This is a genomic window from Pseudomonas salomonii (genome assembly GCF_900107155.1).
Classification (GTDB): Bacteria; Pseudomonadota; Gammaproteobacteria; order Pseudomonadales; family Pseudomonadaceae; genus Aquipseudomonas; species Aquipseudomonas salomonii.
In genome coordinates, this window is the sequence record NZ_FNOX01000002.1 from 399,172 (window position 1) to 413,307 (window position 14,136).

General features: G+C 59.0%; 10 protein-coding genes. 3 read left to right on the top strand and 7 right to left on the bottom strand.

All coding sequences use genetic code 11. The features are described 5' to 3' along the window. Window positions 1–44: 44 nt before the first annotated feature. Window positions 45–1,559, bottom strand: a complete 1,515-nt coding sequence (locus tag BLV67_RS05825; RefSeq protein WP_069787707.1) for an amidohydrolase family protein — start codon at window positions 1,557–1,559, stop codon at window positions 45–47. An 11-nt stretch (window positions 1,560–1,570) separates the two neighbouring features. Further along, window positions 1,571–3,262, bottom strand: coding sequence for a urocanate hydratase (locus BLV67_RS05830; protein WP_069787708.1), 1,692 nt, complete (start codon window positions 3,260–3,262; stop codon window positions 1,571–1,573). A gap of 197 nt (window positions 3,263–3,459) precedes the next feature. On the opposite strand from BLV67_RS05830, the gene BLV67_RS05835 reads away from it, so the two are divergent. The 3 genes from BLV67_RS05835 (at window position 3,460) to BLV67_RS05845 (ending at window position 7,105) form a co-directional block, all read left to right on the top strand. Beyond that, window positions 3,460–4,830 carry a dihydroorotase gene (locus BLV67_RS05835; RefSeq protein ID WP_069787709.1) on the top strand — a complete coding sequence of 457 codons (1,371 nt, stop codon included), beginning with the start codon at window positions 3,460–3,462 and terminating at the stop codon, window positions 4,828–4,830. A gap of 1 nt (window position 4,831) precedes the next feature. Next, entirely contained in the window at window positions 4,832–6,091 is a 1,260-nt protein-coding gene (locus tag BLV67_RS05840) for a Zn-dependent hydrolase (protein WP_069787710.1), read from the top strand. Between the two features lie 90 nt (window positions 6,092–6,181). Beyond that, complete coding sequence (locus BLV67_RS05845; RefSeq protein WP_074854419.1) at window positions 6,182–7,105, top strand: LysR family transcriptional regulator; 924 nt, start codon at window positions 6,182–6,184, stop codon at window positions 7,103–7,105. 64 nt (window positions 7,106–7,169) lie between these two features. On the opposite strand, the gene BLV67_RS05850 is transcribed toward BLV67_RS05845, so the two are convergent. The 5 genes from BLV67_RS05850 to BLV67_RS05870 all read right to left on the bottom strand — a co-directional run bounded on the left by BLV67_RS05850 (window position 7,170) and on the right by BLV67_RS05870 (window position 14,101). Further along, complete coding sequence (locus BLV67_RS05850; protein WP_069787712.1) at window positions 7,170–8,807, bottom strand: ABC transporter substrate-binding protein; 1,638 nt, start codon at window positions 8,805–8,807, stop codon at window positions 7,170–7,172. Between the two features lie 299 nt (window positions 8,808–9,106). Beyond that, window positions 9,107–10,384 (bottom strand): NAD(P)/FAD-dependent oxidoreductase, encoded by a 1,278-nt coding sequence (locus BLV67_RS05855; RefSeq protein ID WP_069787713.1) that lies wholly within the window; start codon window positions 10,382–10,384, stop codon window positions 9,107–9,109. Window positions 10,385–10,452: 68 nt separating this feature from the next. Next, a complete protein-coding gene (locus BLV67_RS05860) occupies window positions 10,453–11,358 on the bottom strand; it encodes a GNAT family N-acetyltransferase (protein WP_083269408.1) in 906 nt (301 codons plus the stop codon). 45 nt (window positions 11,359–11,403) lie between these two features. Next, the gene (locus BLV67_RS05865) at window positions 11,404–12,729 is read right to left on the bottom strand and encodes an NAD(P)/FAD-dependent oxidoreductase (RefSeq protein WP_069787714.1); all 1,326 of its coding nucleotides are present in this window, start codon (window positions 12,727–12,729) and stop codon (window positions 11,404–11,406) included. A 718-nt stretch (window positions 12,730–13,447) separates the two neighbouring features. After that, window positions 13,448–14,101 (bottom strand): TetR/AcrR family transcriptional regulator, encoded by a 654-nt coding sequence (locus BLV67_RS05870; RefSeq protein ID WP_069787715.1) that lies wholly within the window; start codon window positions 14,099–14,101, stop codon window positions 13,448–13,450. Between the last annotated feature and the right edge of the window lie 35 nt (window positions 14,102–14,136).

Consider the following 14,136-nt stretch of genomic DNA (forward strand, 5'->3'; position numbering starts at 1 on the left):
GTTTTTCTCGCTGTTCGTAAATGAGTGGAAACAGACCAGACGGGTCAGGCGCCGCGTCTGGATCGGTCGAATTGGTTGATCGAATGGCGCATACCCGCCATTTGCGGATCGGTCAGGCAATCGTTATAGGCGCCCTCCAGATACGGCCGCAGCGTTTCGCTGGCGCTTTGGCCGCCCTGAATCCGCCCTTGCAAAGTGGGCATGCAGTCCATCAGCTCAAGCATTAACGCCTCTTCATCGATACGCGTGATCCTGCCGTGATCCACCAGCTTGCGACCGCCGACGTACACATCGCGCACAGCGTTGCCCTGTTCGCAAAAGACCAGTTGCGTCAAGGCATCATTGAGCGGCGTAAAGGCGCTGGTCTTGAGGTCGAGCAAACAGAAATCGGCTTGCTTACCCACCTCGATCGACCCCGTCTGCGTACCGCGCCCGATGGCGTTGGCGCCACCGAGCGTGGCCATGTTGAACGCCTGCAGTGCATCAACCGGGCAGGCCGCGTCCTGATCGAGCAGTGCGTTGGAAAGCGCTGCCAGGCGCATGGCGTCAAACATCGAGTTCAGGTCATTGCCGTTATTGTTGTCGGTGCCCAGACCGACATTCACCTGACGGCGTAACATTTCGGCGATCGGCGCCACACCGCTGCCCAACTTCAGGTTACAGGCGGGATTGTGCACCACGCTGGCGCCGCGCTCGGCGATCAGGTCGAGTTCAGCCGCTGACAACCAAACGCCATGCGCGAGCACGCTACGAGGTGTCAACAGCCCCAGGTCGTCCATGTACACGGTCATTGGCTTGCCATAGAACTTCGCCGCCGTGAGCGCCTGAATGCGGGTTTCCAGGAGATGGATCAGCACCGGGCGGTCGTATTGCTCGGCCAGTGCCCAGGTTTTCTGCAGAAAATCGGCACTGCAGCGTTGCGGGCCGGACGGTGAGAATACAAAGCGCACCCGGCCGCTCCAGCTGCGCGCCAGTTCCTGCCAATGCTCCAGCATCCGATCCGCAGCCTGGGCCGAGACACTGCCTTTAAGTGGGTCGGGCAACCGCTCGGCCAGGTAGGGAATGCCCTCCTGAAATGGTTTGTCGGACCACGCCACACTGACGTCGGCGCGAATGCCGAGGTCTGAATAGGCTTGAAATGCCGCATGCACCACTTCCGGTTCCAGCAGGCCACCGAAGTGAATGTCATCGACCACCGTGGTGATGCCATTGCGCAGCATCTCGATACCGTTGAGCAAGGTGCGCAGGTACACCTCGCGCGCTGTCCAGCCACGTCGATAGGAAGGTGGGTTGTACAGGCCCATCCAGATCTCCAGGGGGATCCCGGAGAAACGCCCTTTATCGAAACGATCATGAGAATGATGGTGAGCGTTGATCAGTCCTGGTATCAGCAATTTGCCCCGACCATCGGTACGCTCTTCGAGATTGACCGTCGACAGATCGATTCGCGGTGCCAGGCCGACAAAGCGATCACCGTCGATCAACACATCCATCACCTGGGCGGTCGAACCGCCCATGCCGACTACGCGAACCTGCTCGATCAAATGAAGAAGGGCCATGACGATGTCCTTTACGCGCGGTGCTGAGTGGCGTGAGGGGACCACCAGAGCGGTATTTGAATCGCGTTGTCGGTCAACGGACCCTCGCCTCTGGACACGGTCTTGGCCATGGGGTAACCGGCTTGCGCATGGCGTACCACACCAATCCCTGCGTCAGTGGTCAGGCAGGCATCCAGGCGCAGATCGGCCTCCTCCGAACCGTCGGCGATCATCGTGACACCGGTGTGCGCCGAGATGCCCATGGTGCCGTTGGACTGAATCGCCACCAGGTCCGCCATCGCCGACACATTCAGCAGCGCATTCAGGTAAGGCCAGTCGGAAATCGCGTCCGAGCCGTCCAGCATGTTTTCGGTTTCAAAGGCTGGGTTGGCGATTGAGCCGGTATCCAGGTTGTCGCGGGAAAAAGCCACCGGCCCTGCCAGCTCGCCCGAACGTACCAATGCGTTGACCGCAAGGCCGAATGCGCGGCGCTGGCCAAAACCGAGGAAACAGATGCGCGCAGGCAACCCCTCTATCGGCAACCGATACCGCGCGGTGCTGATCCAGCGCGTGACCAGGCTGTCATCCTTGAACATCTCCAGGGCCAGGTCATCCAGACGCTGCTGGTCGGCGATTTCGCCGGACACGCAGGTCCAGCGGAACGGCCCACGCCCCAGGAAAAACAGCGGCCGCACGTACTCGGCGATACAGCCTGGATAGGCGAAGGCTTCTTCCTTGGACATCCCCGCATCCACCGCCTCCTTGCGCACGAAGGTGCCGTATTCGAACACGATCGAGCCGTTTGTTTGCAAGCGTGTCATCGCGCGCACGATACGGATCATCGACTGGCGCGACGTCGCCATGTAGGCCTCGCGGTCGGTCTCCAGCAATGCTGCGGCTTGCTCCAGCGTTAGCCCGGAAGGAATCAGCGCGAACGGGTCATGGCACGGGCACATTTCGGTGACAATGTCGGGCTTCCAGCCACAGTCGAGCGCCTGCTCCAGCGCGTCGACCATATTGCCCAGCACCACGATGGAGAGTGCCCGCCCTTCCCGCTTGGCGCTCTCGGCCATGTCGATGGCGTCCTGCAAGGACGCCGCCTGAACGTCGGCATAACCGCTGGCCAGACGCTCCACAATGCTTTGCTGGCGGACTTCCACGGTCACACTCACGCCGCCGTGCATGGTCATGGCCAAGGGCTGCGAACGCCCCATGCCACCCAGCCCAGCGGTGAAGAAAATACGCCCCTTCAATGCCCCGTCAAAATGTCGATCGGCTACCAGCGCCAGTGTTTCAAAGGTGCCTTCAATCACGCCCTGGCTGCCAATGTACTGCCACGGCCCGGCGGTGTAAGAGGCAAACGCCGTCAGGTTTTGTGCGCTCAGGTCGTAAAACTTCGGCCAGTCGGCCTTGATGACGTTGCTGTTGGCCATGACCACTCGCGGCGCCAGTCGATGGGTCTTGAATACGGCCACCGGCATGCCCGACTGAATGGCCAGGGTTTCATCGTTCTCCAGGTTTTTCAGCGACTCGACGATCGCGTCATAGCTTTCCCAGTTGCGTGCAGCCTTGCCGATACCGCCGTAGACAGTCAGACGCGAGGCGTCCTCAGCATTTTCAAGGTTGTTTTCGAGCATGCGCAGAATGGTTTCCTGCTTCCATCCTTTGCACCGCAGGGTACTGCCACGCGCAGCCATGATTTGTTTGGCTTTTTGCTGAGTCATGTAAGGCCACTCTCGCTGAGGTAAATGCGAAAGCCTGTTGGAGAGGCTTCCTTTGGTATGGCTCGAATTATTCAAATCCGCTGAGCGCAGAACCATGCAAAAAACAGCAAGTGAAGTTGTCATTCGCAGCATGGATGGCTCCGCACACCCTGCTGATACTCACTGCCTACGGATTGACCCGATGACGAGGCTGACAAATGAGTGATTTCGATCTGGTGGTGCGGGGACGTATCGTCGACAGTGAACAGACCTGCGAAAATGGCTGGCTTGCCATAAGTGATGGACGTATTGCTGCGCGCGGCACCGGTGAGCCGCCTGCCGCCAAAACCACGCGTGATGAACGCGGACACTGGATCTTACCCGGCGTCATCGACGGCCAGGTCCATTCGGGAAGCCAGGCCAATCAGGAAGGACTGGGTTGGGCCAGCCGTGCCGCTGCCGCAGGAGGCATCACCGTGATGGTGGACATGCCTTACGACGACCCGGAACCGGTAGCCTGCGCCGAGCAACTGCTGCGTAAAGCCCAGGAAGTCGAGGAAACCTGCCACGTTGATGTTGGCCTGTTTGCCACTGTCAATGAAACCCACGGCCTCGCGGCCATTCCGGGGCTGATCGAAGCCGGTGCCTGTGCGTTCAAGTTCTCGACCTTTGAAGCGGCGCCGGGCCGTTTTCCACGCATCGAGGAGGACCTGCTGGCGGAATTGTTCACCCTGATCAAGCCGTCGGGCCTGGTTTGTGGCGTCCACAACCAGATGCAGGAAATGACGCGTAAAAATATCAGCCGCCTTGTCGAAGCCGGCGATACCGGCTGGGATGCGTTCCTGCGCGCCCATCCACCGCTGGTGGAGGACCTGGCGACCGCGTTGATTTATGAAATCGGTGCGCAGACCGGCGCACGCGCCCATCCGGTTCACGTCTCAACCAGCCGTGGGTTTGAGTTGTGCGAAATGTATCGCCAAGCCGGACACCACGCGAGCATCGAGACGTGCATTCAGTACCTGATGCTCAACCATGAAGAACACACGCGACGCTTCGGCGCCAAAACCAAGCATTACCCACCGATCAGGCCCAAAGCCGAATCCGACAAGCTCTGGGCGCACATCGCCCAGGAGCGCTGCACTTTTGTGTCCTCCGATCACGTCAGTTGGGGGCTGGAGCGTAAAGGCAATCCCAACGTGTTTCGCAACGCGTCGGGTGGACCGGGACTGGAGACACTACTGCCAGCATTCTGGACCGGCGCCATGGCGCGCGGCCTGTCGCCATCGCTGGTGGTTCGACAGCTGAGTCGCAATCCGGCCAGGCATTTTTTGCTCGATAACCGTAAAGGCGACTTCGTACTCGGCCTGGACGCTGACTTCGTCGTGCTGGCCGACGAGCAGTATCGTTACGACCCCTCTACCAGCCTGAGCGCGGTGAAGTGGAGTTCATTTGAAGGCATGCCCTTTACAGGCCGGGTCAAGACGACTTACTGCCGTGGCCAGTGCGTGTTCGACCAGGGGCAGATTCTCAACAACGCCGGCTATGGCCAATTCCTGCGCCCGCGCGCACTGACGACAGGTACGTATTGACATGACCGAACCTCAATTGGAACTGAACATCGAACGTCTTTGGAACCGGGTCAATACACTGTCGAGCTTTACGCTGCCGGACGTGCAGTGGACCCGACGCGCTTTCTCCCCAGAGTTTGAGCAGGCCAGGCAGTGGCTTAAGGCGCAATTCGAGTCCGCGGGCCTGAGCGTGACGTTGGACGCCGGTGGCAATCTGATCGGCCAGCTTGACGGCAGTGAGGCTGATTTGAAGCCGCTGATCAGCGGCTCGCACTGTGACACGGTGGTCGGGGGCGGTCGGTTTGACGGCATTATCGGAGTATTGGCGGCGCTGGAAGTCGCCCACGCGTTGAAAGACGCCGGCCAACGCTTGCGCCACCCGTTCCAGGTGATCGATTTTCTCTCCGAGGAGCCGAGTGACTATGGCATTTCCTGCGTCGGCAGTCGCGCATTTGCTGGGCTTCTGACTGCCGAGATGCTCGCATCAAAAAACCGCGCGGGTGAAAGCCTGGCACAGGCGATGACCCGCATCGGAGGCGCCCCAGAACGCCTCGGCCAGGCACTGCGGGAACCCGGTAGCACTGCCGCGTTCGTTGAGCTGCACATTGAGCAGGGCCCGGTTCTGGAAAGTCGGGGGTTGCCCATTGGGTCGGTCACCAACATCGTGGGTATTCGCCGAGTCGGAATCACCGTGCATGGCTTGCCGGATCATGCGGGCACGACGCCCATGGATCTGCGGCGTGACGCCCTGGTCGGCGCGGCGGAGCTGATTCGCGAAGCGCGCAACATGGCCGCCGACATGAGCGGCAACCCACACTACGTGGTGGCGACCGTTGGCCGGTTGGATGTGAGCCCTAATGTGCCCAATGCCGTGCCCGGCAAAGTCGAAATGGTGCTGGAGGTGCGCAGCGACTCCAAACAAGTACTGCTCGAATTTCCCGAACACCTGCTGGAACGCTGTGCCGCCGTGCTGGCGGACCTTCGGCTGACTGTCGAATCGGTACCGTTGACCTATGCCGATCCTACGGACTGCTCGACGATTGTCATCGAGGCCGTCAGCGAAGTGGCTGAACAGTTAGGCTTGCCACACATGACCATGCCCAGCGGCGCCGGGCATGACGCAGTCTACGTTGGGGCCACCGGCCCCATGGGCATGGTGTTCGTGCCCTGCCTCAACGGGCGCAGCCACTGCCCCGAAGAATGGCTGGAGCCGAAGCAGTTGCTGGACGGCACTCGCGTTCTGGCGCAAACCCTGATTTATTTGGATGGCCAACTTCGCTGATCGAATGACTTGGTGTAAAACACATCAAAAGCTGAGCGCGCGACCCGGACCGGCCCGCGTGCTCTACTCCCCGCACCTGGAGCCTCCACTTTGAACACTGCCTCGGTCCCACCGTTACACGACATCGACTTGAAACACTGGCGGCTGTTCAAGGCTGTTGTCGAGTGCGGGGGGCTGTCGGCAGCTGAAGAAGCGACAGGAATGGGCATCTCGGCGATCAGCCGGCAATTGTCTGACCTGGAGAGTCGCTTCGGCAGTCAACTGTGCCATCGAGGTCGCAGCGGTTTCCAACTGACCGAAGAAGGACAAGTCGCCTACACCGCGGTGCTGCGCTTACTCGACTCGATCGATGAATTTCGCGACACACTGGCCAGTTCGAAAGCCGAGGTTAAAGGCGACCTGAGCCTGTGGCTGATCGATCACTGTACGTTCACGCCTAGCAACCCGATCGCCACCGCACTGAAGCACTTTCGTCGCAGTTATCCGTTGGTCAATCTCAGTATCGGGGTCGCTCCGCCGGATGCGGTGGAGCGCGCTGTCGCTGAAAAAAAAGCCGGCGTGGGTGTGACGATCTGCAAATCAGACCTGCCCGCCCTCAGCTATCAGGTGATCGGCTCCGAAGCGTCCGCCTTGTACTGCGGACGGGACCACGAAGCGTTCGGCAAAAGCGAGGCCGAGGCGCGCCGGATTGTTGAACAGACCGCGCACTACGTGCGTCGTGGCTACTTGGTACAGGACACCGCACCGGCGAGCTTTCTGCAAAACGCAAGAACCCTCGCCCATCATGTAGAAGGAACGGTCCAGTTGCTGCTCAGCGGCGGTTTTGTCGGCATCGTGCCCGACCATATCGCCCAACCCTGGGTCGACAGCGGCGCCTTGTTCCGTCTGCCGTTGCAAGAGTTCATCGTGGAGCGACCGGTGTTCGCCGTCGTGCGGGAGCCGCAAGGGGGGAGCAGAACAGCCGGGCTGATGCTTGAAGCCATCGTTCGTTCTTTTCGGGAGGCCGCGGCCTGATCGTCATCTGCGCGACGAGCAGCGCAGAAACGCCAGGCAGCTGCGTTCCTTGCCGTGGCGTCAATCATGCGTCCAACCAAACTTGCTCGGCAAACATGAAGCCCATGAAGCCGCCGAGTGGATTGCTTCCATAGCCTTTGACGCGCTGATCGATGCCGTCGATGTTACTGATGAATACGGGAATACCGATTCCGCAATGATCATGCACCAGAGTCTGCATGTCCGCGTACATTTTGCCGCGTTTTGCGTCGTCGGTTTCACCACGGGAAAGCAGCAGCAGTTGGTCAAATTGATCGTTCTTCCAGGCGGATTCGTTCCAAGGCGCGCTCGACTGGAAGAACTGCGAAAACATCACGTCAGCACTGGGTCGTGGATTGATGTTGCCGAAACTTAACGGGTGCTTCATCCAGTGATTGGACCAATAGCCATCGCTCGGCAAGCGGCTGACGTCGAGCTTGAGCCCGGCGTGTTTCGCCGACTGTTGCAACAGCACCGCCATGTCCACCGAGCCGGTGGCGGCAGGCGATGCGATCAGCGGCATAGTGATGCTCTCCATGCCGGCCTTTTTCAGCAGGAACCTGGCTTTTTCCGGATCGTAGGCGGTCTGCGGCAAGTCAGCATTGTAGTAGCGCGCACCCGGGGAAATCGGGTGATCGTTACCGACCACAGCGAAGCCACGAAACACTGCAGACTTGATCTGCTCACGATCAAGCAAATATTTCATCGCCTGAGTAAACTCCGCGCTTTTACCCGGCATTTGATCCTGACGGATGATCAGGTCGGTGTAGTTGCCCGACGGCGCCGAAATCACCTGGTGCTTACCGCTGGCCTTAATGCGCACGGTTGAACGCGGATCGACTTCGTTGGTGATCTGCACATCGCCGGATAACAAGGCATTGATCCTTGAAGGTTCGTCGGCGATCCCGATGAATTCAATTTCATCGAGGTAAGGCAAACCCGGTTTCCAATAGCCGGGATTGCGCACGGCAACGGAACGCATACCAGGCTTGAACTCCTTGACCTTGAACGGGCCGGTACCTATCCCCAGGTTAAAGTCGGTAGTGCCTTCGGGAACGATCAGGAAATGCGAAACCGCCAGGATCGAAGGCAGCTCGGCATTGGGCCCGCTGAGACGGATCTGCACTTCGGTAGGGCTTGTCGCCTTGACCTCGCTGAACTGCTCCGCCAGAGGCAGGACCTTGGAGCCCGTGACGGGGTTCTTGTGGCGTAATAACGAAAACACCACGTCAGCGGCGGTCAGAGGCTTGCCGTTGTGAAACGTCACTTCTTTGCGCAAGGTGATCAACCAGAGCGTGGCATCGGTCGTATCGAAACGCTCGGCCAGCTCCAATTGCGGCACCATGTGGCTGTCGAAACGGGTCAGCCCGTTATAAAACATGAACTGCCGCGTATAGTCGGTAGACCCGGACCCTTTGGCTGGGTCCAGCGTATCGGCGGTGGAACTGTTCATGCCGGCGACCCGGATCCGCCCACCCGGCTTGCCTTTTGCGGGTCCCGCCGCTTCATCGGCGAGGAGCTTGCCGGCGGCACCGAATAAACTGCCGGTCCCTGCGACGGCGACACTGGCTACGCCCAACATTTGCAAGGCGCTTCGACGAGAAATACCACGACTGAGGCTTTCAAAGATGCGCAAGCTTTCCTGGCCGCTGGTTAGTGTGGAGTCTACTTTGATGTCAGTCATATCAGTTGTACCTGCCGAATAGAAGAAGGATGAAGTGCTCCGGTTTACCGGAACGTCTTGCAAACACCAACGACGGTGACGCCAACATCAAAGCAACGGCGTGGAACCGATTACAGCATCACGAGCCCCTCCTGAACCGATTGAAATTGCGGCGATCCTGGCACAAACCACCGTTTTCAGAATGGCCCTCAGCAGATTTTGCGGATCGCACCACGCATGGACGCACTTGCGTTTTTGGTGCACGTTTTCCGAGTGAGTGTCTGACGTGACTGAGTCGGCGTGAGGGGCTTGGACGCGACCTAGCGTACCAAGTCCTGAAACCGGTAGTAGGCGCCTACCAACGGCAGAAACCATGGGTTTCCAAAATGCCCGGGGATGGCTGGCCACGTGAAGTCTCGCCACGGATTAAGATCGGCACGCCCATCGAGCACCTCGGCCATGATCGCGCCCATGTAGGTCGACATATGAGTACCGTGGCCGCTGTAACCCATGGAGTAGAACAGTCCGTCGTGCTCACCGGCCCGAGGCAGGCGATCGCGTGTCATATCGACCATGCCGCCCCAACAGTAATCGATGCGCGTAGCACTTAGCTCTGGGAAGACGTCAATCAGCGATTTCTGCAGGATAACGCCACTTTTCATGTCGGAAGCGGGGTTTGACATTGCGAATCGCGCGCGCCCACCAAACAACAAACGATTGTCGGGAGTGACCCGAAAGTAGTTAACGAAATTTTTCGTATCGGTGATCATGCGCCGGTGTGGCATCAGGCGGCCAAGCAGCTCATCGGACAATGGCTCTGTGACGATGATAAAAGCACCAACGGGCACGATGCGCCGGCGAAACCACGCCAGCGGCCCTATCGCAGACGTCCCGGTCGCCAACAGTACCTGCTTGGCACGCACTTCGCCGCGTGGCGTTTTGACCTGGTGCACAGTTCCGGTCTGACGCGTGAGGCCAAGAACAGGGGCGTTTTCATAAATTCGCACACCCCGCCGAGCGGCAGCCTCCGCGAGGCCCTGACCATATCGACCAACGTGCATGCCAGCGCTTTTAGCGAAGACCAGACCTCCGAAATAACGGTCGGAACCGATTTCGCCGCTCAATTGCTCGCGGGTCAGCATGTACGTGTCGGGATCGCATTCCTTTTCCATGAGTGCATGCGACCGGGCCAGCTTGTCGAAGTGCTCAGGTTTCGCCGCAAGCTTGAGCTTGCCGACCCGTTTGAAATCGCAGTCGATGCCCTCTTGCGCAATCAGCGACTCCACTTTGCTGACCCCTGCGTCAAAAGCGCGATACAACAGGTTGGCGCGCTCGCGTCCGATAGCGGTGGACAAGGCATAGTAATCCTGGGCAAAGCCGTTGTTACACATCCCCCCATTGCGGCCGGAGGCGGCATTGCCAACCAGACCGGCCTCGAAGACGGCCACATTAGCGCCCTTTTTGGCCAGTGCAATGGCGGCAGACAAACCGGTAAACCCGGCGCCGACGATCGCAACATCGACCTCGCCACTGGGTGAATCACGTTCACCGGCGGCAAATTCAGGGGCGGTATCCAGCCAATAGGGCATCAGTTTCATAAGGGGCATTCCATCATCTGAGGTGAGCCATCGATTCGCGCGTACAAAGCTTTGAGTAAGTGCCCGCGTCAGCCAATCGACTGGTTGGAGAGGGCAAATAAACGCGCGTCAGTCCCAGTGGGACAAGCAGGGGATTGCGTCGCGCGCACCATCGGCGTCGCATGACCAACACAGGGCAGGCCCTGGTCGGCCAACCATTGCGACAAGCCACTGTCTTCAGTGACGTCGATACGAACGAAACGGCCTCGATGAGCGTCAGCGAGTGCGGTAATAACAGCTCTGGCAGACGCCTCCGCGCCGGTGCCACCGGCAATCACCGGACCAATGACCACGCCACGGCCGAACTCGCGTGAACAGCCGTAAGCTGACACCCCCGCGCCGTGATCGACGACCAGGATGCTTCCCACCTCGAACAAGGCACTCAGCAATGCGCTGCGATCACGGCCTGTCGCTGCTAGATCCAGTTGTCGCACCGCGTGTTCATCACCCACCAGCATGGCGCGTATGTGCGTTGAATAAGGGACGAAGTGATGCGCGAGCTCCAGCACCGCCTGGTGCTGGTTGACCTGCCCATGAGCGATGAAGCCGAGCCGAGTGTAAAGTGCCAGGCCCTCGTGGGTGGAGTTGAGGATCAGCGTTCGCCCACCTGTCTCCTGCAACAGTCGATCCATCAGGGCTCGCCCGATACCCTGGCCCTGGATGGCTGGGGACACAATGATCATGCCCATCGAGGCATGGGTCTCACCTTGCAGCCACCATAATGCTGTTGCCACTAACCGCCCTTCCATTTCCACTGCGAGACCCGCGCCAAGATCGAAAGCGAAGCGCCAATCCGCCTCCCGGTACGGCCACCCCAACGCGGATGAGAGGCCGACCGCACAGGGTAGATGGTCCTCACGTAGAGGCATCAGGCGTGGCGTCGCAGGCTGAGACCGGGCCGCCGGCTCGGTATTCTGGTCGGAGTGCTTCAACATAACGAAGGTACCTATGATCAAACAGTAGCAATGGAGGGCAGGTGTTCAGAAATCCGCTACCTTGCCCCAGACCGACGATTTAAACCGGTCAGGGTGGTATGGCCGCGGATCCACGATAGGGGCGGCGCCGCTGACAATATCGGCAATCAAATGGCCTGCACCGGGGCCGATACCGAAGCCGTGCCCACTGAACCCGGCGGCCAGTACCAGACCTGGAAGGCTTCCCAGCTCGCCTATCCCAGGAACGCCGTCAGGCGTACTGTCCACATAACCCGCCCAGGCTGCCGTGACCGAAGAATCTTTCAGTACCGGGACCAGCTCAACCGCGCGTTTGTAGGTCAGTTCAACAACTGAGGCGTCCACACTCGGATCGAGAACTCGCATCCTTTCCATCGGCGTCGGCTGGTCCAGCCTCCAGCGCTTCCAGCTTTCATGGCCCGAGCGCAGACCTTCGAACCCGCCAAGTGCCAGGTTGCGCCACCTTCGCTGAAACATCGGCAAAAATTGCGGGGCAAAACCGAGCAGCTGTGGGGTGAGGTCGACGCGCCCTCTCCCACTGATCGCCAGCGTATAGCTGCCATCGTAGCGGCGTGTCATGGAGGCATCGGCCGTATGAAGCGCGCTGGGGATTTCCTGGCTTGGGCAGGAAACAGAGAGCACGGTTTGACGAATTGTGGCTTGGGGAAAGCGGATGCCGTATTGGCGGCAGAACGAGGACGCCCAGGCACCAGCCGCGAGAACCGCCAGCTGAGTGCGGATAACGCCTTTTTCAGTGACTACCGCGGACAGTCGACCCGCTTGGGTCTCGACGCCACGCACGGCACAGCCCTGATGCACGGTACTGCCAAGGGCCATAATGGCGCGCGCGACTGCCGGGGCAGCGCGAGAGGGGTCTGCAATGCCGTCGGTGGGAGCGAACACCCCGCCCTTCCACTGTTTGCCGGTCGCCTTGCCGCGTTCAGCGGCTTGCTGTGCGCTGAGCATGGAAGTTTGAATGTTGACACTACGGGCGAACTCACCCCAACGTGCCCAACCCGCCAACTCCTTCTCGCTGTTGCTCAGATAGAGCAACCCGCAACGAGTAAAGCCTGTCTGCTCACCCGTTTGCGCGCCGAATTGCTCCCACAGCTCGAGGCTTTTGGTCGCCATAGGCAGTTCACGCTCATCGCGATTTTGCTGACGGCACCAGCCCCAGTTACGACTCGATTGTTCTGCGCCTATACGGCCTTTTTCAACCAGCGCGACCTTCATGTCGCGTTTGGCCAGGTAGTAGGCGGTAAATGCCCCAATGATGCCGCCGCCAATCACCACCACATCAGCGTCTGTCGGGAGGTCCGGAGAGCTTTCCACGGAAATTAGAGGCGCTGGCATGTTCTGGTTATCCGCTGAAGGGCTGCTGGAAATGTGGGTTTCTGGATCACCGGATTAAGGGCCGTAGCAGCTTGCGCAACGGCACTTCCCTTTTCAGGACCACACCAGAAAATGTTCTGCGCATCATGCATTTTTGACTGTGTTACTCAGAAATACCTTAAACAGATACTGAGTCTCAAAGTCGCGATTGCGCTGTTGCAACAGACTTTCATTACAGCACTGTGAACTCAGCAGATGGCGTTAAAAATAACGGATGGCTGATAGAAAAGACCGTATTGCGATCCTGAAGCAGCAGAGTTTGCGGACTAAACCCGTCTTGGGCCGGACCAAAAACGTATTCGTACGTCAGTTATCAGTGCAGACAACACAATCCGACGGGTGTCCATTAGTCAAGGCGCAACGTGCTGCGCTGTTCCGTACCGTTCGACCTCCTGGTCGGTGTCTACCGTTCAGCCTCTGCGCGTTTTTTCAAATATCTCCGCATGGCAACGGCCGGGGCGTCGCTAGCCACCGATATCCTGTTTTGCCTATGGCGATCTCTAACTGGAATGCACGCAATATCTATTCCGCTATCAAGACCATTTGGCATTAGTGCTGAAAACGGATAGTTGCGCTCAGGCATTTTTCAGCGCTGCGCCCGTTCTGGCTTTACTGAAGAAAACGGAATAGGCATGCGCTTCCGGTTGAGCCGTCACTGCACTGCGATTGGTACTGCGGGTCAAATTGCCAGATGGCCCAGGCCGACAGCCTGCTTGAGGTACGGCGCCAGCAGAGCGAACGCTTCTGCTTCAAGTTCGCCGGAGGTTAACCATTGAGGGCACTCGATCACTGCACGATGAGTAAGCGCTTCGACGGTCGTTTCGAGCATGAAAACGAGCTTCTGCAACTGGTAGGCGGACATCTGCGGAAAGCGCCTTGCCAGGTGTTCCTGAAGCAGGGAAGACAGTTTTTCGCTAAGTTCGATTGCCTTTACATAAAGCCCGACACGTGGAATTTGCTCCATCAGGACCTTATGCAGCTCAGGCTGTAGCCGATGTGCGTCCAGACTTGAACGAATGATCGCAAGTAGCAAAACATCGAGTGGGGAGTCGCGATGACTTTGCAACGCAGACTCAACGATTGCCAGCACCTCCTTGAAGTGCCCCTCAATTACACTCGCGACCAACGATTCCTTGTTTGGAAAATATTGGTACAGCGTTCCGATGCTCACGCCTGCCCGTTCCGCAATGGCGCCAGTGGTTGCACTCTCATAGCCACAACGGACCAAAACCTGAGAGGCCGCCTGCAAAATGGCCTCAACGGTACGTCTGGAACGCTCTTGGACGGGCACCTTTCTCGCGGTGGTAAAGGCCGCTCCGCTCTTAGTCACCATGTAGCCTCCAAACGCGAGTTGTGGATCTGAGGAAC